Raw genomic sequence first — 26,559 nt, 5'->3', positions numbered from 1 at the left:
GCGCCGGCAGGCGTCTCGCTAAGATTTCCGAACATGGCCCAGAAAAACGCGGGCATGTTCGGAGGAAATAGTTTGACTACCACTAATGTTGTGATCGGTTCGCCCCCTCTCTCGTTTTATGCGGTGCAGGGTGCAGTGGTCGGGAATGTACTAAGCCGGGCAGGCGCGAGCGTTTCGTTTGTTCGTGAGTTTCACGAGACAATCTATCCCAAAATCGGATCGGGCGAGATTGATGTATTCGTTGCAAGCTGGCTGCCGAGCGGACATTCCGAGTTCTGGAAATCGGTAAAGAACAACGCCCGACAGATGGGTGAGATCTTCGATGGAGGCGCATTCTTTCTAGCGGTTCCTGACTATGTCCATGAGAATGAAGTGTCCTCTATTTCTGACCTCCGAGACGCGTCTTTCGAGAAGCAGATCGTTTCGGTTGGTCCGGGTGGCGCTGTATTAACCAATAGGGCGAACGAGGCGCTGGACGATTACGGCCTTCGCGAAGCCGGTTACGAGATTGACGCACGCGAGGAAGCGGATTGGGTTTCGCATACCCTTCAGGCATATGGAGAAGGCCGTAAGTTTGCCATTGCGATTTGGCAGCCGTGCTTTCTGAATGACCAGGTTTCGTTGCGGAGGCTTACAGATCCGGACTTGAGCATGGGCCCGGATGATACCGGTTGGATCATTGCCAATACTGGTTTTCTGGCAGGTGCCCCCGCCTGGATTCATGCGCTGTTGGCCAACATCAACCTGGGAATTCCAACTATCACAAAGCTGGACAAACGCATCGTGATCGATGGGCTCTCGCCCGACGATGCCGCCGAAGAATGGGTGCAGAACAATGCCGCGCGCGTGGACGCGTGGATCGCAGCAGCCCTCGAAAAGAAGAGTGCCTGATATGGAGAGATCGCTCGCAGAGGTTCGATCAATGGCAGTTCCAGCGCCTGAGCAGGCTTATGTGCGGTTCGAAGGCGTCCAAAAGACATATGATGGCGAAACCCTGGTCGTAAAAAACCTGAATCTGGATATCGCCCGGGGCGAATTCCTAACCATGCTTGGGCCATCAGGGTCTGGCAAAACCACAAGCCTCATGATGCTTGCCGGGTTCGAGGCAACGACCGCAGGCAACATCCTTATCGCGGATCGCTCGATCAATCTGATCCCGCCGCACAAGCGTGGAATCGGTATGGTTTTCCAGAATTATGCCCTGTTCCCGCACATGACGATTTTTGAGAATCTTGCCTTTCCACTTAGCGTCAGAAAGTTTGGCAAATCCGATATCTCTGAAAAGGTGCGCAGGGCACTCGATCTTGTTGAACTGTCCGCATTCGGAGAAAGAAGGCCCGCGCAGTTGTCTGGCGGACAACAGCAACGCGTTGCCCTTGCCCGGGCACTCGTGTTCGAGCCGGAGCTGGTTTTGATGGATGAACCTCTCGGCGCGCTCGACAAGCAGCTGCGTGAGCAAATGCAATACGAAATCAAACACATTCATGAGCGGCTTGGCGTGACCATCGTTTATGTGACCCACGATCAGTCTGAAGCGCTGACAATGTCTGACCGTATTGCGGTTTTCAACAATGGTATCGTACAGCAATTGTCCGCGCCAAACGAGCTGTACGAACGTCCCCAGACCAGCTTTGTGGCGCAGTTCATCGGCGAAAACAACAAGCTTACCGGTATCCTGCAAACCGTTCAGAACAACCAATGTGTCGTCACACTCGCGGATGGGACGACCCTGAGGGCGTTGCCGGTTAATGTCGGTGAAACAGGTGCCGCGACCCTGTTGTCGGTCCGCCCGGAACGGGTCGTTGTGAATCCGCCGAAAGACCCGGGGTTCAACGCAGTCACCGCACGCGTCGAAGAGCTTATCTATCTGGGCGATCATCTTCGCTTGCGGCTCAGCACCTGTGGCACAGATCAGTTTGTTCTGAAAATCCCGAATGCAGAGCAACATCCAACTTTCCAAACCGGAACCACGATCGAGATTGGCTGGCGTGTCGGTGACTGCCACGCGCTCGATGCCTGAGGCGTCGCTTCGGCCCATCTTCCGTTCCATGAAATTCATCAACCAAGGGAGTGAACAAAATGAAATCAAGATTGAGAGGGTCGCTGCTTGCGACCGCGATTGGCACCTTGCTGTCAACAGGCGCTTTGGCAGAAGGTGAACTGACTGTGGTTTCCTGGGGAGGAGCTTATACGAAAAGTCAGGTTGAAGCCCATCACAAGTCATTTTCGGCCGAGACCGGCGTTACGATCCGGTCCGAGGATTATGACGGAAATATTGGTGTCATCAGATCGCAGGTAGAGTCCGGAAAGGTAACCTGGGACCTCGTCGATACTGAACTTGCCGAGGCGTTGCTACTTTGTGATGAGGGTCTGACCGAAGTCATTGATCACGCGCAACTTCCGGCGGCTCCTGATGGGACACCGGCAACCGAGGATTTCCTGCCCGGCACACTGCATGAATGTGCTGTCGCATCGGTCATCTGGACCAATATCTATGCTTATGATCGAACCAGATTCCCGAATGACCAGCCCACCACGGCTGAGGACTTTTTCGATCTTGAAAAGTTCCCCGGAAAGCGCGGTTTGCGTAAGATCGCCAAGGCGACGCTGGAATTCGCACTCATCGCGGATGGCGTCGAACCCGATCAGGTCTACGAAGTTCTTGCCACAAAAGACGGCCAGGATCGTGCCTTTGCAAAGCTTGATACCATCAAGGATGACATAATCTGGTGGGAAACCGGTGCTCAGCCGCCGCAACTTCTGGCAGACGGCGAAGTTGTCATGTCGACGGCTTGGAACGGACGGATATTCAATGCCCAAGTGGTCGAGAACAAGCCGTTTGAAATCGTCTGGGACGGCCAGATTTGGGATCTCGACCTCTGGGTCATTCCAAAAGGCGCGCCGAACAAAGACCTTGCGCTTGAGTTTCTGAAATACGCGACCAGCACCGAGCAACTGGCCGAGCAGGCACGGTGGATTTCCTATGGTCCCGCCCGCAAGTCATCGAACCCGTTGATCACCACCCATGCTGAATCTGGCATCCAGATGGCATCTCATATGCCAACTGCGCCCGAAAATCTCACGCGTGCTCGCCAGACTGACGCAGCATTCTGGGCCGATCATGTCGTGGAGTTGACCGAGCGTTTCAACACTTGGCTCGCTGCCCAGTAAGCAGCTTTAAACAAAGAAAATTCATCAGACCGGAAGCGACCCCAAAGCGGGTTCCGGTCTGATGCCCCCTCAAAACATGACGTTGTGCAATGACGACTATCGCCCTGAAACACGAAAACACCGCCTCATTGGCCGAAGACCCTCGGACACTGAAAATTAGATTGGCAAAAGCGATACGTCGCAAGCGGATCAATGCGTTTCTCTACGTCTTGCCTCTGTTCTTGTTTGTATTTGTCGCCTTTGCTCTGCCCATGATGCAGATGGCACGCCTGAGTGTCCAGAATGGCGCCGGAGGGGACATCTTGCATCGGTCCCAGGTGGCCATGAAAGACTGGACGGGATCAGACCTCCCCTCCGAAGAAATCGCCGCCGCGCTTGTCGCGGACATGGTCGAGGCCCGTGAAAATCGGACAATCGGCAAGGTTGCTACACGCGTCAATTATTCACTGCCCGGATCGCGCAGCGTCATCACCGGCACCGCGCGGAAAGCAAAGTCACTCCAAGCCCCATACCTGGAAGCCTTGGCCACTGCTAACCCCGCTTGGCAGGACCCGCAGATATGGGTTTCTATCCGACGGGCCATCGCACCCGTGACGCCAGATTTCTATCTTGCCGCACTTGATCTTGAGCGGGACATGGACGGCAATGTGGTCTTCGTCGAACCCGAACGGCAAATTTATATCACGCTCTTTGTGCGAACGCTGATCCTTAGTGTGTTGATAACATCGCTATGTCTGCTGCTTGGTTTCCCAGTTGCATACCTGCTTGCGTCTCTTCCGGCCAAATATGCCAATCTTCTGATGATCCTCGTCCTGTTGCCATTCTGGACAGCGCTGCTTGTTCGAACAACAGCATGGCTGGCGCTTCTTCAAAGTCAGGGTGTCATCAACGATATTTTCGTGTTCCTTGGCCTGATTGGCAATGAGCAGCGTTTGCAGTTGATCTATAATGCAACCGGTACGGTCATCGCGATGACCCACATCCTTTTGCCATTCACGATCTTGCCGCTCTACAGTGTCATGAAGACAATTTCGCCGACCTATGTTCGCGCGGCCGAGTCTTTGGGCGCGGCCCCAAGTGTTGCCTTCTTCAGGGTGTATCTGCCTCAGACGAAACCCGGTATTGCGGCAGGCTGTCTTTTGGTCTTCATCCTGTCTATCGGTTTTTACATCACACCAGCCCTTGTCGGCGGTTCAGATGGGCAACTCATCTCAAACTTCATCGCACTTCACGTGCAACGCAGCCTCAACTGGGGGCTTGCCGCAGCATTGTCGACAATTCTGCTGGCCGCCATCCTCATCCTCTATTGGCTGTTCAACAAGCTCGTCGGTATCGACAAGCTCAAACTGGGGTGATCGACGATGGCACTTCCTCCGTACAAAACTGCGTTGCAGCGGGCATGGCACTATTCTTTCCGAGGGATCTGCGGGCTTATCTTTGTCTTTTTGATCGCGCCGCTGCTGATCGTTGCCCCGCTGTCGTTCAACGTCGAACCCTACTTCTCGTTCACACCAGGTATGTTGGCATTTGAGCCTGAAGCGTACTCGACACGTTGGTACGAGAACATTGTCAATCTCGGGATGGTCAATCCGGATGCGTCTTATGCCGAGGGTTGGTGGAAGGATATGTGGGAAAATGCCCAGTGGATCCGTGCCATCAAGAACAGCTTCTTTATTGGCATATTCTCTGCACTGATCGCGACGGCCCTCGGGACACTGGCGGCACTTGGTCTGAGCAAGCCCGAGATGCCTTTTCGCGCAGCAATTACCGGGTTCCTGATCTCGCCCATGATCGTGCCGATCATTGTAACTGCAACCGGGATGTACTTTTTCTACGCAACCATCGGAATTGCAAAGACTTATGTAGGGGTGATCGTGGCCCATGCCACTTTGGGTGTGCCCTTTGTGGTCATCACCGTAACGGCAACACTATCGGGCTTTGATCATAATCTGACCCGCGCGGCGCTAAGCCTTGGCGCCACACCCTGGACAGCCTTTCACAAGGTTATCATGCCGCTCATCCTGCCGGGCATGATTTCAGGGGGGCTTTTCGCCTTTGTAACTTCGTTCGATGACGTCGTGGTGATGCTGTTTCTTGGTGATCTCGAACAACGCACCGTTCCTCGGCAAATGTGGTCAGGTATCCGAGAGCAAATCAGCCCTACGATTCTGGCTGTTGCGACGATCCTCGTTCTTTTCTCAATCGCACTTTTGACAGTGGCAGAGTTGCTGAGGCGGCGGTCGGAACGGTTGCAGGGCATCGCGAAATAACGACTTAGAAAGACACCGGAGTAGTCAATGAATACAGAGAAACAAAAGATCACGCTCGGCCAACTCAACCTGAGTTTCTATGCAGTGCAGGCCGCGCTTGTGAAAGAGGTCCTTGTCCAGAAAGGGCACGAGATCGAGCTACGTCAAGGGCCCCATCAGGACGTTTATCCAGAATTGGGTGACGGGAAAATTGACGTGTTCGTGGCGACTTGGATTCCCTACTCGCACAGTGTTTTCTGGGAAAAATACAAAGACGTCATAACACCACTTGGAACCGGCTTCGAGGGCGGTGAATCCTTCTGGGCGGTTCCCGACTACATCCCCGAAGATCTGGTGTCATCTGTTGAGGACCTAAAAAAACCCGAAGTAAAAGAGAAGATGAGGCTGCTTGTTCGGGGGATCGGAGAAGCGACCGGTGTGACACAGCGATCCAAGAACGTGATTGCAGAGTATGGGCTGGACAAACATGGCTATCATGTCGAGCCCGGAACAGATGCGGAATGGATCGCCAGTATCTCGGATGCCTATGACGCTGGCGATTGGTTCGTTTGTCCTTTGTGGCAGCCTCAGTTCTTGAACAAGAAGTACAAACTTCGCAAGATTGACGAACCCAGCCTGTGCATGGGCGGCATTGATACGGGCCGGATCACCGCACACAATGATTTTGTTGCAACTGCGCCTAACGAGACAATTGAAACCATCAAACGCATTTCCATCGGGGTCGATGCGATTACCGAGATGGACTATTTTGTGAATGTTGATGGCATGACCGCCGAAGGCGCCGCCCAACATTGGCTCAGCAAAAATCCGGAAAAATTGCGGCATTGGCTGAATGGAGTGTAGCCCGAAAGTTAATGGGTCTACCTGAAGTTTGACAAGATGATGAATGCACGTTTTCCGTAAGCGTTCACATTCGGTATCACCTGACGCGCTTGATGGCGCGTCAGGTTTTTAGGGTTGGCGCGTGCGCGCGAAACACCTCAATTCATCTTAACCCTGAGGTTATCTCATTTGATCGTAATATGGACTCGCAGCATGTTGCAGCCAAGTTGCAGGGGAGGGCGTATTGGCTGCTGTATTGAGTGTCGCAGAGGTTTCAAAATCGTTCGGGGCGGTTCAGGCTCTGAACAAAGTTACCTTCGAAGCCAATCGCGGTGAATGCATCGCGATCCTTGGGGAAAACGGTGCCGGCAAGACCAGTCTGGCAAGTGTCCTGATGGGTCTGTATCAGCCGGATCAGGGCCAGGTTGCGTTGGACGGGACGCCATGCGAGCTGACCAACCCATCTGTTGCGCTGGACAATGGCATTGGCATGATCCACCAGCATTTCAGCCTGGTCGAAAACATGACTGCGTTGGAAAATATCCAGATTGGGTTGCCGGCGGCGAAACGTACACAGCGTGCCCTGCGGGACGTACACGGCATTTGCTCTGATTTTGGGTTTGATGTCGATTTTTCCGCGAAAGTAGAGGACATGCCGGTGGGCATGAAGCAGCGGGTTGAAATCATCAAGGCGCTGTATCGCAATGTTTCCATTCTTATTCTTGATGAGCCCACAAGCGTTTTGGCCCCAACCGAGGTTCAGCCTTTTCTGGATGAAATCCGGGTTATGGTGGCAAAGGGCCTTACTGTTCTTCTGATCACACACAAGCTGGAAGAGATCGTTCAAGCCGCCGACAGGGTGCTCATTATGCGCCATGGCCGGATTGAAGGGGATCTGGTGGTGTCCGAAACGGAAACTCACCAAATGTCGTCACTGATGATGGGCAGCGGCGACACCGGGGCGGACCTGTCACAGAAAGTTCTGAAAGAGCCTGGCAGATCCATAAGCAACGAAACGGCGCTTGCACTATCGAGTGTTTCGGTCGTTACGGAAAACGGCGTGCGCCTCCTTGATGACATTAACCTTGAAATCTCGAAGGGCGAAATCCTGGGTGTGGCCGGGATTGATGGCAACGGACAACGTGAACTGTCCGAGGCGATCTGCGGTATTCTGGAGATAACGGAAGGTGTGATCGTTCTTGATGGCACGGACATTACCAGCCAAACGATTTCTGAACGCATCGAGACGGGCATAGGGTTTGTTCCGGAAGATCGCCATGCCGAGGGCTTGGTTCTGTCGCTCAGCGTGGCAGAGAACACTGCAATTCGCACCATTCAGGACCCAAAGTTCAAAAACGGCGGCTTTGTGAACCGACGGGCAATCACGTCTTATGCCGATGATCTTGTCGCCGAATACGATATACGCCCGGGCGATCCGTCTCTTCCTGCGTCAGCCCTGTCAGGCGGTAACCAGCAAAAGGTTGTTCTGGGGCGGGAAATCGAAACGGCGTCGCGGCTGTTGGTCGTTGTGCAGCCCACCAAGGGTCTGGACGTCGGAGCCACCCGTTTTGTCCAGCAAAAGATACTTGAAGCATCCCGGCGCGGTGTCGCGGTTCTCTATATTTCTACGGAACTGGAACATGTTCTGGAGGTGTCGGATCGCGTGGCAGTTATCGCGTTTGGCAGAATTTCCGGGGTCGTTGATCCCACGACAACATCCTCGCAAGAGATTGGCATGTTAATGACAGCGAGCAAGGGAGAGTGACATGAGCGCAAGTCAAATTCAGGTTCGCGTTTTGCTATCCATCGTGATCGCACTGTGCCTTGGGGGCGTGCTGATCGTAATCGACGGGCATAATCCCCTTGCCGCCTATGCTGCCTTGCTCAATGAATCCTTTCTCGACTATTGGGGGCTTTCCAACACCCTTGTAAAAGCATCCCCGATGTTGCTGGCCGGGCTGGCCGTGATCCTGCCGCTGCGCGCAGGTGTCTTCAATATTGGTGGGGAGGGCCAGATTTACATGGGTGGGTTGTTCGGAGCCGTGGTCGCTTTGAACATTCCGGATACGCCCGGTGTTCTTGGCCTGATCGCGATTTTCGGCGCTGCTGCCGTTGGTGGCGGTCTGTGGGCGGCATTCCCGGCTTACCTGCGGGCCTATAAGGGTACGAACGAAGTGATCGTCACTTTGCTGATGAACTTCGTCGCAATCCACATCGTCAGCTATGCGGTGTCAGGGCCTTTGATGGCTGAAGGTGCCCCATATCCATATTCCGAAGAGATTGCGGATCAGTTCAAGCTTCCGATCTTGATGCCGCGCTCTGACGCACATCTTGGTATTTTGATCGGGGTGCTGGCGGCAGTCTTGCTATACTTCTGGATCCGGTCGACACCGTCAGGTTTTCGCTTGGACCTTGTCGGGCGCAATGCGCGGGCAGCGACCTATGCGGGCGTCAACGCAAAGCGTAACATTATGATGTCGATGATTGTTGGCGGCGCGCTTGCCGGTTTGGCTGGCGCAATCGAGGTTGCCGGGCTGAAGTATCGGCTGTTCCACTTGTTCAGTGACGGTTACGGATACGACGGCATTGTGGTTGCGTTCCTGGCTGCGCTCAATCCGATTGTTGCCCCTGTCGCTGCTTTCTTTCTTGCTGGGCTTTCTGCTGGCGCGGGGACAATGCAACGCTCTATCGGGGTTGAGGGGTCCGTCGTTGAGGCGATCGAAGGGATCATCGTCATCTGTGTCGCGGCCGCCTTGGTTGTGCGCAAACCCACAGCAGATTCAGGTTGGTTGAAACGTCTGTTGCCGCAGAGAAATAAAAACGCAGGAGGCGTGTAAATGTTCGGTTTTGATGCAGCCTTGATCTCGGATGTTCTGGCCTCAAGCGTCAGACTGGGCACGCCGATTGCATTTGCCGCCCTCGGTGGGGTTTTTGCAGAACGCAGCGGCACCTACAACGTCGCCTTGGAAGGTGGGATGCTGTCCGGTGCCCTTGGTGCAGCTTCGGGTGTGTTTATCACTGGAAGCGTCTTCGCCGGTCTGATCTGTGGACTGATCTGCGGTATGCTGACGGGGCTATTGCTGGGCGGTTTGGTCATCAAATTGCGCGTCAATCAGCTGGTTGCTGGTCTTGCCGTCAACATTCTTGTGGCCGGATTGACGGCCTTTGGGGCGCGACTTGTCTTCGGAGACATGGCAGGTGGGGCCCGGGTCGAAGGGTTTTCGACCATGGAAATCCCGGGCTTAAGCAGCTTGCCGGTGATCGGCAGTGCGTTCTTCATGCAAGATCCCTTGTTCTATCTGCTGGTTGTAGTGGGTGGCCTAAGCTGGTGGTGGCTGTTCCGGTCGAATGCGGGCCTTGATTTCCGCGCCGTAGGGGAAAACCCACGTGCAGCGGATGTCGCTGGCGTGCGGGTGTTCCGGATGAAATATGTCGCGCTGGCCATCAGCGGTGCTTTGGCGGCGTTGGGTGGGATGCATTTGGTTCTGTCACAAGTATATGTCTTCACCGAAGGGATGAGTGCAGGGAAGGGCTTTATCGCGCTTGCAGCGATCATCCTCGGGCGGTGGTCTCCGGCAGGTGCAATCGCAGCTGCGTTGTTGTTTGGGTTTTTCGATGCGGTTCAGTTCAAGCTTCAGTTCAGCAATCCTGATGTGCCTTATCAGCTGTTCCTGATCCTGCCCTATGTTGCATCCTTGGCGGCTTTGATCTTCCTTGTTGGCAAAACGCGCGCACCTGCGTCGGTTGGCACGGCCTATATTCGCGAGCAACGCTAAGAAGACCTGTATGTCTGGTTTTTCTCTCTACGCGCTCTGATCCGGCAGAGCGCGTGTCGTTAGGACAGAAATGTATGAAAAACAACATATAAGCGGTTCTCAGCCATAGTTTCAAAGCCAATCATTTTCCACTTTACGCAAAGGTCACGTAGGGCGATAGCCTTGCTTCCGTCTGCCAAGTGCTGACGGAAGACTCTTGAACAAAGGTGAACAATGAAAAAAATTGCTTTGAGCTCTCTCGCAATGGGATTTTGCGCCGTGATGGCGAATGCAGAAACGCGGGATATTTTGACCTACGAACAAGCTGCGGCGGGCGTGGACGCCTGCATTTCGATGGCAACCGAAAACGGATGGAATGTATCGATTGTTGTGGTGGACCGCGGCGATAACGCGATCGCGTCTGCCCGGATGACGGAAGCTTTGAGTGCGTCCTATGCCGGTGCAAACCTAAAGGCCTCTTCCGCGTTGGCCTGGGGTATGCCTACGCAGAACATTGAGGGCTTTGTCGCCGACAAACCCGAGTTCCGTGCATTCCCGGGGTTGCTGACCATAGCCGGAGGGGCTCCTGCAACAAGCGAGGCGGGCACGATTATTGGCGGGATCGGGGTGGCTGGCAACAGCCCCGACAATGACGCTGCCTGTGCGATGGCGGCGGCAAACGCTGTCGGAAGCTAACTTTTGAGAACTTGAGAAAGCCACCGTCGGCGGCTTTCTCTTACTTTGCGATTGCGCTTACGAATTCTGTTCAAGCCTTGCGAGCTTTTCGTACAGATCATTCAGCCCGGTTTCGCCGTCGAGAGACTTGTATGCGGACTTAAGTGACGCGCTTTCACCATCCAGCGCTTCCGACTGTTGTGCCAGATTTTCATAGTCATCAGAATAGCGGACCAGAATTTGATCGATCTGAGCTTTGAGTCTCTGTTTTTGCTGATATTTATTCTGTTCCATTTCACGCATGTCCTTAATCGTCAGGCTCATAACTAAGGATGTCACCCGGCTGACAGTCCAGATATTTGCAAATCGCTTCAAGCGTTCCGAAACGGATACCTTTCACCTTGCCTGACTTGATAAGACTCAGATTTGTCTCTGACAGTCCGATGGCTTGCGCCAGTTCTCTGGACGTCATCTTCCGTTTCACCAGTTCGAGGTCGAGATTTACCAAAATCGTCATGATACTCGCCTATAAAATGTGATTGATTTCATCTTCAATGACTTCGGCGCGCTCTAGCGTTCGACCGACTGTCACGAAGATTAGTGAAATGATGAGAAAGACGGTTTCGAACCCAATCGGAACAAGAACGGTATCATCAATGACCGTGGCATCCCATCCCCAGATCACAATCAAGGGTATGACCGTAAACAAAATCGTGCTGCCCAGCCAGAACCCAAGGCAGCCGTAGGCGCTGCGTTTCAATCTTGAACCCACGAACTGAAAGCTGAGTTCTTTCTTTGACCAAATGAGTTGGTGAAGGGGCCAGAAGGCCAGAATGATACACAGCCAGGTTGCCAGTCCAACCAACGCTGTGGGCCAGGCAATGTAACCGGGTTTATGTTCCGGGCTGACCTCTATGGATAGGAACCACCAAAGCTCCTCGTAGTTTCCAATCATTGTATCAAAGGCCAGAATTAATGCTTCGAAACCGGATGCAAGGATGACGGTTAGCATGGCTATGGCGACAAGAATTTTCATTGTTTTTCGCTCTGTTGGGTACTTTTCCAAACAATAAACTATCATTATTAAAGTTGCAAACTTTTAACTAAAACATAAAAACTTATTTACATTATGAAAACTTTATCCTAGATGAGTCGCATCGTAAGGAGTAACAAAAGATGAAAACAAGAAACCTCGCCCTGTGCGCCCCGCTGCTTCTGGTTGTTGCATGTGCTGAAAGTCCGGTTGAACGGAGTCTGGTTGTGGATGGGCCGAAAACCGCGGCCTTTGCGGCGGATCGTCGTCACTGCACCAATCTTGCGCTGAATTATGACGATGGGTCTGCTGGTAACGAAGCCCTGATTGGGGCTGCGATCGGCGCCACCTTTGGTGCGCTCGAAGATGATCTGGAAGGCGCGATTGTTGGTGCCGCTATTGGTGGCGCGCTTGGTGGCCTTGAGGGCAGCGTGGACCTGGAAGAAGAACAGCGCGATGTGCTGATCCGTTGCATGCAGAATCGTGGGCACCAAGTGATTGGCTGATGCCTGAACTGACCTGTACGAAAGGACCAGTTCATGAACCGATTTGAACAATACGGGCAAAGAAAAGCCAAAGCCGCAAACAAGATGCACTACGGACGTGCGGCGGTATGCTTTTCCATATTCTACAGCTTGTTTGCCGCAAGTGCAGTGTTGTTGCAGCTGTTGGGAATGGGTGGCGGCATTGTAATCGGTGTTCTGGCGGACCACCCCTATCTTGAACAATTCATCGACAACAGCACCGGTTTCCTGCTGATTTTGCTGTTTGAACTGATGATCAACTTGCCGTTTGGGGCCGTGATCGGCCTGCTGTTCGCCTTCGTCCACAACCAGTTGTTGTCCAAGGTTTTTGGATTGAATTTGATCGGAGAAATAAAATGCTAAAATTCAAGATTCCACTGCTCGCAGCGCTGGTCACTCTGGCAGCCTGCATTCCGTACCCGGAGACCGAGTTCACGGCGAGTGCAGATGGAATAAGCGTGGTGGGTCTGATTGATGACACAACCACTGAAAACCTGCAAAACGCAGTTAGCAGGAATCCACAGCTGGATACCATTATTCTTCAACATATCCCGGGGTCGGTCGATGACGAGGCGTCGCTGGTAGAGCTCAGCCGCTTTATTCGATCGAACCATCTAACAACTCGGGTGCCGTCCGACGGCTTGGTGGCGTCAGGCGGAACGGATATGGTGGTCATGGGTGCCCGGCGCATTATCGAACCTGGGGCGTGTATCGGTGTACACACTTGGTCTGCAGGTTTCATTATCAGCGACATCATAGTCGGTTCGGAACTGTCCAGAGATGATCCAGAGCATGAGCTGTATCTGGCCTTCTATAGAGAGATGGGCATAGACGAGGATTTCTATTGGTTCACGCTTAATGCAGCCGGCCCAGATGAGGCCCACTGGATGTCACCTGAAGAGATCAACCGCTTCAATCTGTCGACAGTACCAGTGCGCGACACTCTGAGAGAAACCCCGCAGCAACGTCAACGCCGCTGTGATCTGAGGCTATAATACCGTATTAGCGGAACGACTTCTTTACCTCTCTTGAGTGTGGCACCGAACTATTCGATGCCACACTCAATGAATCGCTGCCGAAAAGTTCCATCTCGGTCCGTTTATCGCGGAGCATATTACGCGATGTGCGATCTGGCAGCACTGTCATGGACGCTGTGCGAGACAACAATAGTTGGAAATCAAAAGCAGATCGCTGCGGGAGTGCGCCTGTTACCGTTCCGCAATGGCCTTTGACAGGACACACATCAGTTCGAAGACCAATGAAATTCCCAGCCATGCCGTTCCGCCAGACGTGTCAAAGGGCGGGGCCACTTCGACAAGGTCAGCTCCGATCAGGTTCACGCCGCTTAGTTCGCGGATCACCTGTTGCGCCTGAAAACTATTTGGTCCGCCGATTTCCGGGGTACCGGTGCCGGGGGCAAAAGTGGGGTCAACAAAGTCGATATCGAAGGTGCAGTAGGTTGCCTTGTGCCCTACAATTTCGCGCACTTCAGCCATCACGTGGGGAATGCCGCGTTCGAACATTTCTTCGATACGGATGATCCGCACACCCTGATCAATGCCCCAGTCGATATCTTCGGTGTTGTAAGCGGTCCCACGGATTCCGACCTGAACGAACCGATGTGGATCAACCAACCCCTCTTCGATGGCTCGGCGGAAAGGGGTTCCGTGGGTAAATTTGTGACCGCCGAAATAGGTGTCAAACAAGTCGGTATGGCTGTCGAACTGGATCAGACCCACGGTGCCGTCCGAGGCCAAGGCACGCAAGATCGGCAAAGTGATCAGATGGTCGCCACCTGCGGTCATGGGAGTGATGCCCTGCGCCTTCATGTCCGAATAGAACCGCGCGACTCGATCCAGGCTGTCGTGGATATCCACCGGGTTCGGAGGGACATCGCCCAGATCCGCGCAATTGACTGTTGTGAATGGATTGATGCCCGATGCGGGGTTCATTGCCCGGATCATGGTTGAATAATCACGCAGCTGGCGCGGGCCATGGCGCGCACCGGGCCGGTTGGTGGTGCCTCCATCCCACGGAACCCCCACCAGCCCCATCTGCACATCGCCATAACGTGGATGATCTGGGGTCAGGCTCGGCAATCGCATAAATGTTGGCACACCGGCGAAGCGGGCAAGTTCCATTGCTGAAACGGGTTGAAAAAAATCCTTGTCCGCGCTGTTCATTGCGTACTCCCCGCTTTTACGTTCTCCGCCACCATCGAGATCATCTCAAACATGATAGCCGAAGCCGTCAGAGCCGTGATCTGATTGGGGCTGTCCTTGGTCGGCATCATGCAGACGATATCACCACCTATGATATTCATCCCGCGCGCCGCACGCAGCAGCGCCACGGCTTCGTCGATATCGAAACCCTTCTCGCCAGGTTCCAAGTTCGAAACTGCTGGTGCAATGGTTGGATCCAGGCAGTCCAAATCGAAAGTGATATAGACCGGGCGTCCAGACAAGACCTCTTTGATCTGGGCCACCACATCTTCGATCCCGCGCTTCCTGAAATCTTTCATTGTGACTACGTTGTAGCCGTAGTCATAGGAGGGTTGCAGCCAGTCCAGCGTGCGGGCGTGGCCGCGCAGCCCGATCTGCATGGAATGAGATGGATCGACTTTACCCTGATCAGCCAGATATGCCCCCCAATGGGCCGCAGATTTCTTCGCCCCCAGAAAGTGATCGACCTTTGTGAATACATCCGTGTGCGCGTCTAGATGCAGAAAGCAGACCGGCTCGCCTTTGGTAATTCGCCCGCATCCGAGCGCCTGTACAATGCCTCCGGTGATCGAATGATCTCCGCCGACTGAAATGGGCCGTGCGCCTGCCGCGTCGATATCTGTGTAAAATCGGGTGATCTGTTCGATGCATGCTTCGTTGTCGTTGGCACGGGGGAAGGGGACGTCGCCGACATCGGCAATCTTGGCGGCCGCCCACGGGTCCAGTTGGAACTCTCCATGTACCCGTCTCGACACCGATGAAACATTGCGCAGCGCGCGTGGGCCCAGGTGCTGATCCCTTTCGGTGGTGCCGTTCCCGGCAGAGTGCGGTACGCCGACAAGGGCGATATCCTGACCTTCCGGTCCTTCATTGGGGCACCGGAACAAGGTCGGGATGCCCCACCAATACAGATTATCCATCATGGATTTTTGATATTCGTTGGTCATATGTCGCACCAGAATAAAAAGCGCCCCAATGAAAGATCATCGCTGGGGCAGATTAGGTGTGTTGTTACTTTGCGCCCACTCTCCGGCGATAGACACCTTGCGCGATCCGGTCGATGACCATAGCGCAGAACAGGATGGCAAGTCCGCCCAACAGGCCCTGTCCTTTGGCTGCGTATTGCAGTGCTTCAAGGATCAGCGCGCCCAGCCCCTCGGCGCCAATCAGCGAGGCGATCACGACCATCGACAAAGACATCAGGATGGTCTGATTGATACCTGTCATGATCGACGGCAGTGCCAGCGGCAGCTCAACATTGAACAGCAATTGCCGTTTTGAGCAGCCAAAAGCGATAGCGGCCTCTTTGGTGCTTTCAGGTACGCCACGCATGCCAAGCGCGGTCAGGCGGATAACCGGCGGCATGGCAAATACAAGAGTGGCCAGCACACCCGGCGGCTTGCCTGTGCCAAAGAAGGCAATGATCGGGATCAGATATACAAAGGCTGGCATGGTCTGCATGAAATCTAGTACCGGTTCGGCGAAGGCGTACGCACGCTTGGATTTTCCGAACCAGATACCCAGCGGGATGCCGATCAGAACGCACAGAAACGCCCCCGCACCGATCAGCGCTACGGTGATCATCGACAGCTCCCACAATCCCATGAAGGCCAGATAAGCCAGCGAAGCGGCGGTGAAAATCGCCACGCGCGGGCCGGCAAGCCGCAAGGCAAGCACAACTGTTACAAACATGACCACAGGCCAAGGTGTCTCGATCAGCAGAATCTCAAGCCCGTCCAGCACCCAACGGATGACGGCGGTTACCCCGTCAAACACATCGCCGAAATTGTTGGCCAGCCAGTCAAATCCCGCATCTCCTTTTTTTGAAAGATAGGCAAAATACTCCCGCCCAACTGGGAACTCGGTGATCGAGATTTTTCCACCCAGCAGCCCACCGGTGAGTCCGGCGACAAATTCGTTCGGGTTGGCGACCGTAAAGCGGATCAGGGTCAGCGGCCAGATCGCAAATAGCCCAATTAGGCCGAATACAATGCCGGACCGTTTTATCCCCGTCTGTTCGTTCTGCGTTGCGCGCCAGCGCAGATATTGGGCTTCGTAGGCGTAGTTCGCATAAAGCCCCTCGGCCAACTTGAACAGCACCATCAGCACCAGCCCGGTCACCAAGATGCCGGTGGCCTCAGTCGAGGCCTCGTTGGCAGCTTGTAACGCCTTTTCGGCTGCGGCGCGCAGATTGTCTGCAATCTTAAGCTTGGCAGCTGCACCCGTCGCGTCACCTGCGGCAGTCAACTCGGCAGCTTGTACTTCGCGTTTGGAGATGTTCGTGGTCAGCCGTTCATAGCGTTCCAATTGGTCCGCACCCAATTGCCCCCAAAGGCCGCGTCCGATCTGCACCAATGCGAACAGTTCGAGGACCAGAAAGATCCAGAAAAAACCCCACACTCCACGGGCCGCGCCCCAGATCGGACCGAACAAGGCCGCCATCGTATTCCAGGACCACGTAAAACCGGTCTTGCCTTGGATGCGGGCAAATTCGCGTTCGTAATAAGCGCTGTTTTCAACAGCGAAATGGGTGACGCCGTGGGTATCAGATTCCATCGTTGAATCCTTCATGCCTTGCCCCCCTGAATACCCTTAAGCAGGGTCGCGCGATCGACAACGCCAATATCAGAACCGTCGTCATCAGTGATGATGATCACGTTGTCAGTTGTGATGGCGATGTCGATCAAGTGATCCAGATCCGTACCGTGATGGGTGCGCGGGCTTTCGTCAAAGTTGATAGGGCGTGAGGGTTTGTATTCGTCGATCGGCACCATGATCGAGTGCGCGAAGACGAGCTTCAGTTTGGAAATACCATCCACGAAATCGCGCACATAGCCGTCGGCGGGCTGGGTCACGATCTCTTCCGGTGTGCCAATCTGCACGATCCGACCGTCCTTCATGATGGCGATGCGGTTGCCGATACGGATCGCTTCGTCCAGATCGTGGGTAATGAAGACCGTGGTTTTGTGCAGTTCGGCCGACAGCGCCATGAACTGATCCTGTAACTGCCGTCGGATCAGTGGATCAAGCGCCGAGAACGGCTCATCCATCAGCAACACGTCCGGGTCCGAAGCCAGCGCCCGTGCCAATCCGACCCGTTGCTGCATGCCACCAGATAGCTCGCTTGGAAATCGATCTTCATAGCCGGTCAGGTTGACCCGTTCCAAACAGCGTTGCGACACCTCCCAGCGCCGCGATTTCGGCTCGCCACGTACTTGCAGTGGGAACCCTACATTGTCCCGCACAGTTCGGTGGGGCAGTAACGCCATATGCTGAAACACCATGCCGATATTGCGGGCGCGCATCTCGCGCAACTCGCTGTCAGACAGGTTTAACATGTCGTTGCCCATCACGTTGATCTTGCCCGCTGTGGGTTCAATCAGCCGATTCAGATGGCGCACCATGGTCGATTTACCAGACCCCGAAAGGCCCATGACGCAAAAAATTTCACCCCGTTTGACCGAGAACGAGACATCCGCGATCCCGACCATGCAATTGAATTCCTTCAAAACCTCGGGTTTGGTCAGACCCCGATCGCGCACTGCGGTCATGGCCGCATCCGCGTTGGCGCCGAATATTTTCCAGACACCTTCCAGAGTGATTACGTCTTCTGTCATTTCACGCTCCGAGCCTGACCCGCAATTTTGGTAAAGGGCGGAGCTTGCACCGCTCCGCCCACAGGTCTTTAGTTGAACCAGGAATCAACCAGGTCAGAGTTTGCATCAACCCATTCGCGCGCATATTCGGCAGGATCTTTGCCATCCACCGACAACGCATAGACGATGGCGTTAACCTGTTCGGTCGACAGCTCGACCTGCGACAGCATCGCAGCGGCCTCGGGTTGCGATTCCGCAAGCGCAGTAGCGTAGAACACATGCAATTTGGCGGCGTCCCAAGCGGTTGGAGCTGTCGAGTTTTCCAGCCAGTTCGGATCGTCCGTTGGTTGCGAGATCTTCCACTGCGCCGCATCATAAGCAGGCTCGGTCAGCGGGACCAGATCATAGAGCGAGAACATATGGTGGGGCGTGTAGCAATAGAACACGATGTTTTCGCCTTGAGCGACCGCGTTGTCGACCTGAGCCAGCGCCAGTGCCTCATCCATTTCCATCAGGTTCATTGTCTCGTCATACCCATAGGATTTGGCGCGGATTTTCTCGACATTGGTGGACGCCCAACCGGCGCCACCGATCCAGACTTCGCCGCGACCGTCGCCATCGGTATCGAAGTTCGCGGCCATATCGGGATCGGTCAGATCACTCAGCGCGCTGATGCCGGTGCGTTCTTGCGTATCCTTGGTAACGCAAATCTGCTGATCTGAAAGCACGGCATTGGGGTTGAACGTCACGCTGGCCTTTTCAGAGACAAAGGTGTCATGCAGGTTCTGCTGATTAGGCAGCCAGACCTCGGGGTGGACATGCATGGCGCCGGAGTCCATCGCCTCGAAGATGATCGGGTTGGTGCCGTTCTGTAGCTCCACTGTGAGGCCGAGGTTGTCTTCAATCGCAACTTTGAGAATATGCGCTGTGCCGCGGACCGAAGTCCAATTTGGCACTCCGATAATAACGTCCTGTGCCAAAGCGGCGGTTCCAAGTGACGCCGCCAGCGCTGCAGCTGAGAGTGATTTCAGTACTTTCATTGTTGGATCTCCTGAACTGTTGGTTGAATTTTTTTCTTGTTATTGCCATCTTCGGCATCCGGTCCGGGTGCGAATGTGGAATATTGTGACAACGCCAACGCGGCCCTGAACAGGACGTTGCAGCCAGCGGCCAGATGTGCAGGTTCGGCCCATTCAGCCTCGTTATGGCTCAGACCGTCCCGGCAAGGAACAAAGACCATTGCTGTTGGTACTTTTCGGGCGACCAGGCAGGCGTCATGGCCCGCGCCTGAGACCATACGACGAAAGGGATAGTCGAGGCCTTTTGTGGCGGTTTCGATGGCGTCAACGCAGCGCCTGTCAAAGCGCACTGGCGGATTGTGCCAGATCATCTCAAGATCCACCCGGGCATCCGCCTCTGCCTTTGCCGTTTCGGTTATGGCTGTGTCCATGACGCTTAGAACCGCATCGTCAGGGTGGCGGAAGTCGATGGTGAACCGCACATCGCCGGGGATCGTGTTGCGGGAGTTGGGGCTGACATGCAATTCACCAACAGTCCCCACGCCGTCAGGGCCATGCGCCAATGCAATTTCCTGTACGGCTGTGATCATCCGGGCTGCCGCGATCAAAGCGTCACTGCGCCCTTGCATCGGAGTCGACCCTGAATGCGCATCGCGCCCTGTCACCGTCACGTCGTACCAGCGTTGCCCTTGCCCGCCTGTCACGACGCCGATGATTTCGTCATTGCGCTCCAGCACCGGACCTTGTTCGATATGGGCTTCAAGAAAGGCACCCATCTCATGAGCGCCGCAGGGATTGGTGCCGACATATCCAATCCGGGTCAACTCATCCTCCAGACGTGTCCCATCGGCATCCGTTCGGCTGAGTGCAAATTCCAGATCGAACAGACCGGCATAAACACCCGAACACAGCATTGCGGGCGCAAAGCGCGCACCTTCTTCATTCGTCCAGTTGACGATCTCGATCGGGGCGTCGGTGTCGATGCCGAGGTCATTCAGGCTGCGTACGATTTCCAAGCCTGCCATGACCCCATAAACACCATCGAAACGCCCGCCATGAGGTTGCGTGTCCAAATGGCTGCCAATGGCGATAGGCGGTAAATCCGGGTTCCGGCCTTCTCGGCGCGCGAACATGTTTCCCAAACGGTCGAAAGTGACGGTACATCCAGCCTCTTCGCACCAGCGGGCGAACAGATCGCGGGCGATCTGGTCATCATCTGTCAGGGCCAACCGCCCGCAGCCGCCGCCCGGCAGCGCGCCGATGCGTGCCATTTCCATCAGGCTTTGCCACAGGCGGTCGCCGTTGATCTGATTGTCGTCCGTCATGCGTCTTCGCGATGCAGGGCCTGGCACAGGCAATGAACGCCGCCGCCGCCTAAGGTAAACATGGACATATCCGGGTCGTAGACATCGAACCCAAGCGCGCGCATCTTGGCATTCAGATCGGTGGCTCCGGCCATCGACAACACCTTTCCGTCACCCAGGGCAACAAGGTTCACGCCCAGGTTTTTCGCTTCGCGATATTCAACATCGACGATTTCAACGCCCCAGCCTTTGACAACGTCCACAAGCCACGGCTCCATCGCGTCAATGCATGCAACGACCAGTTTCTCGGCCAAAGGAACGACCAAACCATCCATATGCACGAATTCCCGGCTGATCGGGGCCACCACGGCCTCCCATCCTTCGGCCCGGACAAAGTCGGCGACCTGCTCGGATCCTTCCTGCTCGGACCGTTCGCCACAATAGCCGATCAGCACGCGGCCGGGTTCGATAATGTTGAAATCGCCACCCTCGAAATGCCCCGCAGTTGCGAATTTCCAAATCGGGATATTGTTCTCCTGATAGAATTTGATCGCGGTTGCGTAATCCGCCCGGCGGCATTTCAGCTGCATGTGGCAGATCAAAGCACCCCACGGGGTCATCGCTGAACTGTCTCGGGCAAAGAAATTGCGATGCAGCACTTCATCGCTGTCCAGATAATGGCAGGTGACGCCATTTTCCTCGTAGATCGAGACCATCTCGGCGTGCTGGGCCATCGCCAGTTGCAAGTCGAACTTCACGCCCGTCTTGTGCGCATTGGCCAGCGTGCGCCCGATCAGCGGCCCGGCATCAACCCATTTGAAATACTCTGGACGTCCCAGCAGGACATCGGTCAATTTGGAATAGTCGTTGTTGATGCCCCAGTTTTGCGAGATCGCGCCATCTAAACCCATTTCTCGTATCCTCCCACGGGAATGCTGTTTGGGCGCAAGCTATGCACGTAGGAAATTTTGAATAAACTACAATTTAAGGGACTTAACTTGCATAGTTATACATGTATATTGCGTGGATGCTTCCGCCCTCTTTTTCCAAAGCAGATATGCATTTGCTCTATGTCTTTTCGGCAGTGGTCGAGGCCCGCGGGTTTTCAGCAGCACAAATCTCGCTGAATGTCTCGGCATCGACCATATCCAGGCAGATTTCTGATCTGGAAACCCGGTTGGGCATGCGATTGTGTCAGCGCGGTCGGAAAGGCTTTCGCCTGACCGACAAGGGCGAAATCGTTTACTCCGCCTCTCAGAAACTGTTCGCGTCGCTTGAACATTTTGGCGAAGTTGTGGACGGGACCCGCGGTAAGCTGGTCGGCCGCCTGTCGGTTGCCGCTATCGACAACTGGGCCTTTAACGACGACGCGCCTATTGTGGGCGCACTGGGGGAACTGACCCGAATTGCGCCCGATGTTTCGGTCGAAGTGCATTCCCTTGCGCCCGACGACATCGAGATCGCGGTTCAGGACGGGCAGGTTTCCGTGGGCGTTGGTGTGTTTCACAAGCACAAGCCCGGATTGATCTATGAGCTTTTGGGGACTGAGAAAATTGGGCTGTACTGTGCCCAGGGTCATCCCCTGTACGAAGCTGCCACTCGTGCAGAAGTCGAGCGTTTGTTGCCAGAAGCAAACTATTGCAAACGCGCCTATCTGAATGAGGACCAGGTTGCCCCGATATCGATCGGGTTGCGGTCGAATGCAAGCGCACATCAGATCGAGGGGATCGCAATACTGGTTCTGACCGGCGGCTATATCGGTTACTTGCCCGAAAGTTTCGCGAATATCTGGGTCCGCGAAGGAAGAATGCGATCAGTCGGGGACGGATTGTACGACCTGAAATCAGAAATCAAGTTGGTTCGAAAACGCGGCGAAGATCCTAATCTTTTGGGTAAAACCTTTATCCAGTTGCTAAAAGACGCGTCCTCGCGTGTGTCGGGGGTCAAATTAATAGGGTAGAATGACCTATGGCACTAATTTGCTCATCTTTACCCTGAGGAAACATCATTTTTCGCAACGCCTCCTTCCGCGCAAAGTCGAGCGCGTAAACGCTAGGGAGGATTAGTCGATGAAATTCCACAATACCGTTGCGGCAGGTTTTGCAGCTCTGTGTCTGTCGATCACTGGGGCGCATGCCGAAGGTATCAAGAGCGCGGCAATCGTGATGCCGGGGTCCGTTTCAGACAATGGGTGGAACCAGGCGGGCTTTGAAGGTTTGACAAAAGCGGGCGAAGATCTTGGCTTTGATACGGCGTATAGTGAAAGCGTCCATCAGCCAGAACAGATCGAAGTTCTGAGCGATTATGCCCGGCGCGGCTATAGCCTTGTCATTGGGCACGGCGGTGAGTTTCAGGACGCTGTCGAGCGGGTTGCAGATCGATTCCCTGACACGATGTTCATGATCAACAATGGCTTGGGCACGTCAGAGAATATTGCGAATGCGGATTTCTACTTCAGCCAGATTGCTTATCTGATGGGGTATGTGGCGGGTTCGATGACAGAAACCGATACAATCGGGATCATCGCTGCACAGAAGTTCAAATTCACTAATGACACCGTTGCCGGCTATGAAAGTGGCGCCAAGGCTGCCAATCCGGATGTCAATGTGCTGGTTACCTGGACCGGCGATTGGGATGATGTCGCCAAAGGCAAAGAGGCCGCTTTGAACCAGATTTCACAGGGTGCTGATGTCGTCTGGCCAACCATGGACAGCGCCACCTTGGGCTCGATGCAGGCGGTGCAAGAGAAAGGTGTCTACGGCATCGGCATCTATCGTGACGCGATCAACGAGTGGCCGGAAATTCTGCAGTCGGCCATCCTGGACGTCCGTGGCAACATGAAAAGCTATCTTGAGCTTGCCTCAGCTGGAAAGCTTGAAGGCAACCTGTACCGTGGTGACATGTCAAACAGCCAGGCAATGCGCATCGGAACTTTCCACCCCGACATTCCTGAAAGCGTAGTTGAGGAGGTAAACGCTCTGATCGCGCAGATGAATGCGGGCGAATTGGTGATTGAACCAAGATAACCAAGCCTACCCCCTCAACCATGTGATGCCCCGGGATATTCCCGGGGCATTTTCGTGTTGCTGATCCGTAGGCAGGTGCCTTGGGTTCACCATCTCGTGAAAGCCTGAGCTTGGTTTGGTCGTCGGATGAAGAAAGATCATGCTTCGCCACGTGCAAAGGCCTCTATTTTTCAGAGACAAAGAAACAAACACGGGTAGCACGATGAAAACTTCCATATACAAATCGCTTCTCACTTCGTCTCTGATCACTCTTGCCGGTATGGCGCATGCCGAGGAGGATGTGGCGTTTTGGGATGACGCCTCCAAATCAGTCAGTGTCCCTGCCGAGGCGCTGTACCCCGAGGGGATCGAGCTGCATCCCAAGACAGGTGAGTTTCTGTTGGGGTCGATCCGCAAGGGAAAAGTCATCGCCTTGTCCGAGGATGGCAGCGTTCGAACCATCGTTGAGGATGAGCGACTGCGCTCGGTCGTGGGTATTCGCGTCGACGAGGCGCGCAACCGTCTTCTGGTGAACAGTTCAGACTATGGCGTGGCCGAACGCAGCGAGCCGTCAGACAAGTTCGCAACCATGGCTTTAGGGGTATATGATCTGGATACGGGTGAGCCGGTTCTGTTCGTAAACCTTGCCGGGTTGCGCCCAGATGAGGCGCATTTTGCAAATGATCTGGCGGTAGATGACGCAGGCAATGCGTATATTACCGACAGCCTAGCGGCTGCAATATACAAGGTTACCCCTGCAGGTCAGGCAAGCGTGTTTCTGACACATGAAGATTTCCGGGGATCAGGGTTCAACTTGAATGGTATTCAGGTTCATCCCGACGGATACCTGCTGGTAGCCAAGAAAAGCGACGGATCGCTGTTCAAAGTGCCACTGGACCGGCCCGCGGAATTCAGCCGGGTCGCAACCCCCAAGCCACTGGTCGGAACCGACGGGCTGCTATTGGTTGATGCGGACACATTGGTTGTGATCACCAATCTTGCCTCTGGCGTTGAATCAAACACGGTGTTTTCGCTCTCAACTTCGGATGATTGGGGCAGCGCGAATATCGAAGGCCAATTCGAAACCGGCGATGTCTACCCCACAACAGGCACCATCAAGGACGGTAAGGTCTTTGTGAATTACGGGCGATTGAACACCCTAGGCGCGACCTTGGAAAACAACGGAGCCCTTCTGGAAGGCTTTACAATCCAAGAAGTCGGGCAGTTGAAACAGTAACTTCGGGTCCAGCCGCACCGGCCAGCATTGGCTGGTGCGGCGACCAACATTGATCGCGCAATCGTGAAGGTGATTGCCAATGGGTTTTAGGGTAGAAACTTGGAAATGAGGAGATTGAACAGATGAACAGACGGATGTTCTGCACCGCGTCGCTTGCTGCGCTCGCTCTTGGGTCCGCAGGTAAAGTCAAAGCCGGTCAAGATGTGAAGTTCCACTTTTACGGTGCGGAAGATTGCCCACCTTGCATGGCGTTCAAGCGCAACCACCTGTCAGATGTGAAGGCAGAAGGGCAGGCGCTTGGCTTTGCCGTCGAAGACAATATCATCGCAAAAACCCGTGATGTTCCCAATCCGGGCGTCTATGGTGCCCGTGACCCAATTCTTCGCTTGGCAGCGCCGCAGCTCGAGCTGGTGTACCCGCCTATTTTCTTCGTGTCCCAAGGTGGGGAAATCGTGTCGGTTCATGCGCATGATTGGCGTGCGGCACTTGAATCCGCTCGGCAATTGGTGGATTCAGCCTAACGACAGGCGCGCCCTGGCCGCGCAGGTAAGAGGTCGGCGACGGGTTTGAATCAAGGGTTTGGCAGCGACAGGTCAACTAAACCTATGAAAGATAGTTGAATATGACGAAGAGACGTTCAATCGTGACCGGTGCGTTGGTCGCAGATGCAGCCTCGCTGGGGCTGCATTGGCTTTATGACCAAGCGCGTATTCAAAAACTGGTCGGACAGACCCCTGAATTCTGTGCTACCACTGCAGCAGATTTCGAAGGTGTGCCGTCCTATTTTGCACACCCGCTGAAGCAGCCCGGCGACCTTAGCCAATATGGTGAACAATGCCTTGTCCTGTTACGTGCTTTGGCGTCCCAGCGGGGCGCATACGATCAAGAGGCTTACAATAATGCCTTCGTTTCGCATTTCGGATATGGCGGCACCTATTGTGGCTATATCGATGGGGCCACGCGTGGCACGCTGGACAACCTTGCCAATGGAAAATCGGATCAGGTGCTTGGCGCACAGGACACTCAATTGCCTGCGATTGCGAAACTTCCGCCCCTGATCGCCGCGGGGCAGGAGGCACATGGAGAAGAAGCAATTCGCACAACCAATCAGACTGATCTTGCTGTGTCCTACGGCCATGTTGCCTGTGCGATGCTGATCGCCGCACGAGACAACGGGACTGTCGGCGATGTGGTCGAGGCTGCGTTTGAAGCGGCGGATAACAACACACGGCCAACGCTGGAATTGGCGCGCGCCTCTACTGATCGGGACACTTGCAAATTCACTGAAGAAGTCGGGATGTCGTGTGAGTTGGAATATGGCTTGCCCAGTGTTCTTCATAACCTGTTGACAGCCAAGACGTATCAGGAGGCCATTCGAACGAATATCCTTGCGGGTGGTGATAATTGCGGTCGTGCTATTCTTCTGGGTGGGGTACTTGGTGCAACCCATGGCATTCCGGAAAGCTGGGTGTCGAAGGTCCATGCCATGGACGAGGTTGAGGACCTGTTTGAAAAACTGGGCCTCTGAGACTGGATCGGGTAAAATTTGATGCGGCGGGTTCCTGTTTGGCAAATTGTTAGCCCATCATGGGGGTCCGCGGCGTTAAGTGTGCCCGGAGAAGCGAGATCACTACGCTTATGAACACTGCCAAAAAGCTGTTGCTGCCGATCGCAATTCTGCTGATGTTTTTGCTGTCGGTCAGCGCAGTTCCACCCTTCTACCTAGTAGAAGGGTTGGCAAACACGTTTGGCTACGAATTTTCATCAAAAGAACAATATGTTCAGAGTGTTATGATTGCGCGCGGCCTTTATACAGCCATCGGGCTTATGATCGTCGTTTGGATAGGATGGTCGGTTGTTCGGATCGGGCATAAAAACTCCCGAAATTCCTCGGATATCTGACAACGCCAGAGATCTGGGCTGAAT

29 protein-coding genes are annotated in these 26,559 nt (G+C 54.5%); 19 read left to right on the top strand and 10 right to left on the bottom strand.

Annotated features, from left to right (window positions below; translation table 11 throughout):
• Window positions 1-33 precede the first annotated feature (33 nt).
• The 10 genes from Q1B46_RS20585 (at window position 34) to Q1B46_RS20540 (ending at window position 10,714) form a co-directional block, all read left to right on the top strand.
• Window positions 34-891, top strand: coding sequence for a glycine betaine ABC transporter substrate-binding protein (locus Q1B46_RS20585; RefSeq protein ID WP_299951486.1), 858 nt, complete (start codon window positions 34-36; stop codon window positions 889-891).
• 31 nt (window positions 892-922) lie between these two features.
• Window positions 923-2,020 (top strand): ABC transporter ATP-binding protein, encoded by a 1,098-nt coding sequence (locus Q1B46_RS20580; RefSeq protein ID WP_299951483.1) that lies wholly within the window; start codon window positions 923-925, stop codon window positions 2,018-2,020.
• A 59-nt stretch (window positions 2,021-2,079) separates the two neighbouring features.
• Complete coding sequence (locus Q1B46_RS20575) at window positions 2,080-3,171, top strand: ABC transporter substrate-binding protein (RefSeq protein WP_299951480.1); 1,092 nt, start codon at window positions 2,080-2,082, stop codon at window positions 3,169-3,171.
• An 89-nt stretch (window positions 3,172-3,260) separates the two neighbouring features.
• Complete coding sequence (locus Q1B46_RS20570) at window positions 3,261-4,526, top strand: ABC transporter permease (RefSeq protein ID WP_299951477.1); 1,266 nt, start codon at window positions 3,261-3,263, stop codon at window positions 4,524-4,526.
• Between the two features lie 6 nt (window positions 4,527-4,532).
• On the top strand, window positions 4,533-5,441 hold the full coding sequence (locus tag Q1B46_RS20565) for an ABC transporter permease (protein ID WP_299951474.1): 909 nt from the start codon (window positions 4,533-4,535) through the stop codon (window positions 5,439-5,441).
• A 27-nt stretch (window positions 5,442-5,468) separates the two neighbouring features.
• Window positions 5,469-6,284: a glycine betaine ABC transporter substrate-binding protein gene (locus Q1B46_RS20560; RefSeq protein ID WP_299951471.1), complete on the top strand. Its 816-nt coding sequence runs from the start codon at window positions 5,469-5,471 to the stop codon at window positions 6,282-6,284.
• Between the two features lie 223 nt (window positions 6,285-6,507).
• Complete coding sequence (locus Q1B46_RS20555; RefSeq protein WP_299951467.1) at window positions 6,508-8,028, top strand: ABC transporter ATP-binding protein; 1,521 nt, start codon at window positions 6,508-6,510, stop codon at window positions 8,026-8,028.
• Between the two features lies 1 nt (window position 8,029).
• Entirely contained in the window at window positions 8,030-9,100 is a 1,071-nt protein-coding gene (locus tag Q1B46_RS20550) for an ABC transporter permease (RefSeq protein WP_299951464.1), read from the top strand.
• On the top strand, window positions 9,101-10,039 hold the full coding sequence (locus Q1B46_RS20545; protein WP_299951461.1) for an ABC transporter permease: 939 nt from the start codon (window positions 9,101-9,103) through the stop codon (window positions 10,037-10,039).
• 261 nt (window positions 10,040-10,300) lie between these two features.
• Entirely contained in the window at window positions 10,301-10,714 is a 414-nt protein-coding gene (locus tag Q1B46_RS20540) for a heme-binding protein (protein ID WP_299951458.1), read from the top strand.
• Between the two features lie 57 nt (window positions 10,715-10,771).
• Here Q1B46_RS20540 and Q1B46_RS20535 read toward each other — a convergent pair whose 3' ends face one another.
• The 3 genes from Q1B46_RS20535 to Q1B46_RS20525 are packed head-to-tail and all read right to left on the bottom strand — an operon-like array spanning window position 10,772 to window position 11,729.
• Entirely contained in the window at window positions 10,772-10,987 is a 216-nt protein-coding gene (locus tag Q1B46_RS20535) for a hypothetical protein (protein ID WP_299951455.1), read from the bottom strand.
• A 13-nt stretch (window positions 10,988-11,000) separates the two neighbouring features.
• Complete coding sequence (locus Q1B46_RS20530) at window positions 11,001-11,210, bottom strand: helix-turn-helix transcriptional regulator (protein ID WP_299951452.1); 210 nt, start codon at window positions 11,208-11,210, stop codon at window positions 11,001-11,003.
• 9 nt (window positions 11,211-11,219) lie between these two features.
• A complete protein-coding gene (locus Q1B46_RS20525; RefSeq protein ID WP_299951449.1) occupies window positions 11,220-11,729 on the bottom strand; it encodes a hypothetical protein in 510 nt (169 codons plus the stop codon).
• 140 nt (window positions 11,730-11,869) lie between these two features.
• Between Q1B46_RS20525 and Q1B46_RS20520 the strand changes: the two genes are divergently transcribed.
• From Q1B46_RS20520 to Q1B46_RS20510, 3 genes are read left to right on the top strand one after another with little or no spacing between them, the layout of a single operon-like run.
• A complete protein-coding gene (locus Q1B46_RS20520; protein ID WP_299951446.1) occupies window positions 11,870-12,232 on the top strand; it encodes a YMGG-like glycine zipper-containing protein in 363 nt (120 codons plus the stop codon).
• Between the two features lie 33 nt (window positions 12,233-12,265).
• A complete protein-coding gene (locus Q1B46_RS20515) occupies window positions 12,266-12,613 on the top strand; it encodes a hypothetical protein (RefSeq protein WP_299951443.1) in 348 nt (115 codons plus the stop codon).
• The gene (locus tag Q1B46_RS20510) at window positions 12,607-13,245 is read left to right on the top strand and encodes an alpha/beta hydrolase (protein ID WP_299951440.1); all 639 of its coding nucleotides are present in this window, start codon (window positions 12,607-12,609) and stop codon (window positions 13,243-13,245) included. The genes Q1B46_RS20515 and Q1B46_RS20510 overlap by 7 nt, the downstream gene beginning before the upstream one ends.
• Before the next feature lie 213 nt (window positions 13,246-13,458).
• Here the strand turns inward: Q1B46_RS20510 and Q1B46_RS20505 are convergent, their stop codons facing one another.
• The 7 genes from Q1B46_RS20505 to Q1B46_RS20475 all read right to left on the bottom strand — a co-directional run bounded on the left by Q1B46_RS20505 (window position 13,459) and on the right by Q1B46_RS20475 (window position 21,302).
• Window positions 13,459-14,433: an agmatinase gene (locus Q1B46_RS20505; RefSeq protein ID WP_299951437.1), complete on the bottom strand. Its 975-nt coding sequence runs from the start codon at window positions 14,431-14,433 to the stop codon at window positions 13,459-13,461.
• Window positions 14,430-15,419, bottom strand: coding sequence for an arginase family protein (locus Q1B46_RS20500; protein ID WP_299951434.1), 990 nt, complete (start codon window positions 15,417-15,419; stop codon window positions 14,430-14,432). The genes Q1B46_RS20505 and Q1B46_RS20500 overlap by 4 nt, the downstream gene beginning before the upstream one ends.
• Before the next feature lie 64 nt (window positions 15,420-15,483).
• The gene (locus Q1B46_RS20495) at window positions 15,484-17,043 is read right to left on the bottom strand and encodes a proline/glycine betaine ABC transporter permease (RefSeq protein ID WP_299951431.1); all 1,560 of its coding nucleotides are present in this window, start codon (window positions 17,041-17,043) and stop codon (window positions 15,484-15,486) included.
• Window positions 17,040-18,089 (bottom strand): glycine betaine/L-proline ABC transporter ATP-binding protein, encoded by a 1,050-nt coding sequence (locus Q1B46_RS20490; protein WP_299951428.1) that lies wholly within the window; start codon window positions 18,087-18,089, stop codon window positions 17,040-17,042. Before Q1B46_RS20490 ends, Q1B46_RS20495 begins: the two co-directional genes overlap by 4 nt.
• A gap of 68 nt (window positions 18,090-18,157) precedes the next feature.
• Window positions 18,158-19,108, bottom strand: coding sequence for a glycine betaine ABC transporter substrate-binding protein (locus Q1B46_RS20485; RefSeq protein WP_299951425.1), 951 nt, complete (start codon window positions 19,106-19,108; stop codon window positions 18,158-18,160).
• The gene (locus Q1B46_RS20480; protein ID WP_299951422.1) at window positions 19,105-20,412 is read right to left on the bottom strand and encodes a Zn-dependent hydrolase; all 1,308 of its coding nucleotides are present in this window, start codon (window positions 20,410-20,412) and stop codon (window positions 19,105-19,107) included. The genes Q1B46_RS20485 and Q1B46_RS20480 overlap by 4 nt, the downstream gene beginning before the upstream one ends.
• On the bottom strand, window positions 20,409-21,302 hold the full coding sequence (locus Q1B46_RS20475) for an arginine deiminase family protein (protein WP_299951419.1): 894 nt from the start codon (window positions 21,300-21,302) through the stop codon (window positions 20,409-20,411). Before Q1B46_RS20475 ends, Q1B46_RS20480 begins: the two co-directional genes overlap by 4 nt.
• A 146-nt stretch (window positions 21,303-21,448) precedes the next feature.
• On the opposite strand from Q1B46_RS20475, the gene Q1B46_RS20470 reads away from it, so the two are divergent.
• The 6 genes from Q1B46_RS20470 (at window position 21,449) to Q1B46_RS20445 (ending at window position 26,535) form a co-directional block, all read left to right on the top strand.
• Window positions 21,449-22,351: a LysR family transcriptional regulator gene (locus tag Q1B46_RS20470; RefSeq protein WP_299951416.1), complete on the top strand. Its 903-nt coding sequence runs from the start codon at window positions 21,449-21,451 to the stop codon at window positions 22,349-22,351.
• A 109-nt stretch (window positions 22,352-22,460) separates the two neighbouring features.
• Complete coding sequence (locus Q1B46_RS20465; protein ID WP_299951413.1) at window positions 22,461-23,417, top strand: BMP family protein; 957 nt, start codon at window positions 22,461-22,463, stop codon at window positions 23,415-23,417.
• Window positions 23,418-23,619: 202 nt separating this feature from the next.
• Window positions 23,620-24,633, top strand: coding sequence for a hypothetical protein (locus Q1B46_RS20460; protein ID WP_299951410.1), 1,014 nt, complete (start codon window positions 23,620-23,622; stop codon window positions 24,631-24,633).
• Between the two features lie 122 nt (window positions 24,634-24,755).
• The gene (locus tag Q1B46_RS20455; RefSeq protein ID WP_299951407.1) at window positions 24,756-25,154 is read left to right on the top strand and encodes a hypothetical protein; all 399 of its coding nucleotides are present in this window, start codon (window positions 24,756-24,758) and stop codon (window positions 25,152-25,154) included.
• Between the two features lie 101 nt (window positions 25,155-25,255).
• Window positions 25,256-26,161, top strand: a complete 906-nt coding sequence (locus Q1B46_RS20450; RefSeq protein ID WP_299951404.1) for an ADP-ribosylglycohydrolase family protein — start codon at window positions 25,256-25,258, stop codon at window positions 26,159-26,161.
• 110 nt (window positions 26,162-26,271) lie between these two features.
• Entirely contained in the window at window positions 26,272-26,535 is a 264-nt protein-coding gene (locus Q1B46_RS20445; RefSeq protein WP_299951401.1) for a hypothetical protein, read from the top strand.
• Window positions 26,536-26,559: the final 24 nt, after the last annotated feature.

It is taken from the genome of uncultured Ruegeria sp., from assembly GCF_947500045.1.
Lineage (GTDB): Bacteria > Pseudomonadota > Alphaproteobacteria > Rhodobacterales > Rhodobacteraceae > Ruegeria.
Note: the sequence above shows the minus strand (reverse complement) of the source record. Positions and strands in the feature narration are given on the sequence as shown.

Bases quoted from the DNA above. Each gene is read 5' to 3' on its own strand.
- Q1B46_RS20575 (WP_299951480.1), top strand. From the start codon at position 2,080: ATGAAATCAAGATTGAGAGGGTCGCTGCTTGCGACCGCGATTGGCACC.
- Q1B46_RS20505 (WP_299951437.1), bottom strand. From the start codon at position 14,433: ATGAACAGCGCGGACAAGGATTTTTTTCAACCCGTTTCAGCAATGGAA.
- Q1B46_RS20445 (WP_299951401.1), top strand. From the start codon at position 26,272: ATGAACACTGCCAAAAAGCTGTTGCTGCCGATCGCAATTCTGCTGATG.
- Q1B46_RS20455 (WP_299951407.1), top strand. From the start codon at position 24,756: ATGAACAGACGGATGTTCTGCACCGCGTCGCTTGCTGCGCTCGCTCTT.
- Q1B46_RS20535 (WP_299951455.1), bottom strand. From the start codon at position 10,987: ATGGAACAGAATAAATATCAGCAAAAACAGAGACTCAAAGCTCAGATC.
- Q1B46_RS20500 (WP_299951434.1), bottom strand. From the start codon at position 15,419: ATGACCAACGAATATCAAAAATCCATGATGGATAATCTGTATTGGTGG.
- Q1B46_RS20550 (WP_299951464.1), top strand. From the start codon at position 8,030: ATGAGCGCAAGTCAAATTCAGGTTCGCGTTTTGCTATCCATCGTGATC.
- Q1B46_RS20585 (WP_299951486.1), top strand. From the start codon at position 34: ATGGCCCAGAAAAACGCGGGCATGTTCGGAGGAAATAGTTTGACTACC.
- Q1B46_RS20450 (WP_299951404.1), top strand. From the start codon at position 25,256: ATGACGAAGAGACGTTCAATCGTGACCGGTGCGTTGGTCGCAGATGCA.
- Q1B46_RS20520 (WP_299951446.1), top strand. From the start codon at position 11,870: ATGAAAACAAGAAACCTCGCCCTGTGCGCCCCGCTGCTTCTGGTTGTT.
- Q1B46_RS20465 (WP_299951413.1), top strand. From the start codon at position 22,461: ATGAAATTCCACAATACCGTTGCGGCAGGTTTTGCAGCTCTGTGTCTG.
- Q1B46_RS20525 (WP_299951449.1), bottom strand. From the start codon at position 11,729: ATGAAAATTCTTGTCGCCATAGCCATGCTAACCGTCATCCTTGCATCC.
- Q1B46_RS20510 (WP_299951440.1), top strand. From the start codon at position 12,607: ATGCTAAAATTCAAGATTCCACTGCTCGCAGCGCTGGTCACTCTGGCA.
- Q1B46_RS20485 (WP_299951425.1), bottom strand. From the start codon at position 19,108: ATGAAAGTACTGAAATCACTCTCAGCTGCAGCGCTGGCGGCGTCACTT.
- Q1B46_RS20470 (WP_299951416.1), top strand. From the start codon at position 21,449: ATGCATTTGCTCTATGTCTTTTCGGCAGTGGTCGAGGCCCGCGGGTTT.
- Q1B46_RS20515 (WP_299951443.1), top strand. From the start codon at position 12,266: ATGAACCGATTTGAACAATACGGGCAAAGAAAAGCCAAAGCCGCAAAC.
- Q1B46_RS20545 (WP_299951461.1), top strand. From the start codon at position 9,101: ATGTTCGGTTTTGATGCAGCCTTGATCTCGGATGTTCTGGCCTCAAGC.
- Q1B46_RS20490 (WP_299951428.1), bottom strand. From the start codon at position 18,089: ATGACAGAAGACGTAATCACTCTGGAAGGTGTCTGGAAAATATTCGGC.
- Q1B46_RS20530 (WP_299951452.1), bottom strand. From the start codon at position 11,210: ATGACGATTTTGGTAAATCTCGACCTCGAACTGGTGAAACGGAAGATG.
- Q1B46_RS20540 (WP_299951458.1), top strand. From the start codon at position 10,301: ATGGCGAATGCAGAAACGCGGGATATTTTGACCTACGAACAAGCTGCG.
- Q1B46_RS20495 (WP_299951431.1), bottom strand. From the start codon at position 17,043: ATGAAGGATTCAACGATGGAATCTGATACCCACGGCGTCACCCATTTC.
- Q1B46_RS20560 (WP_299951471.1), top strand. From the start codon at position 5,469: ATGAATACAGAGAAACAAAAGATCACGCTCGGCCAACTCAACCTGAGT.
- Q1B46_RS20460 (WP_299951410.1), top strand. From the start codon at position 23,620: ATGAAAACTTCCATATACAAATCGCTTCTCACTTCGTCTCTGATCACT.
- Q1B46_RS20580 (WP_299951483.1), top strand. From the start codon at position 923: ATGGCAGTTCCAGCGCCTGAGCAGGCTTATGTGCGGTTCGAAGGCGTC.
- Q1B46_RS20480 (WP_299951422.1), bottom strand. From the start codon at position 20,412: ATGACGGACGACAATCAGATCAACGGCGACCGCCTGTGGCAAAGCCTG.
- Q1B46_RS20565 (WP_299951474.1), top strand. From the start codon at position 4,533: ATGGCACTTCCTCCGTACAAAACTGCGTTGCAGCGGGCATGGCACTAT.
- Q1B46_RS20570 (WP_299951477.1), top strand. From the start codon at position 3,261: ATGACGACTATCGCCCTGAAACACGAAAACACCGCCTCATTGGCCGAA.
- Q1B46_RS20475 (WP_299951419.1), bottom strand. From the start codon at position 21,302: ATGGGTTTAGATGGCGCGATCTCGCAAAACTGGGGCATCAACAACGAC.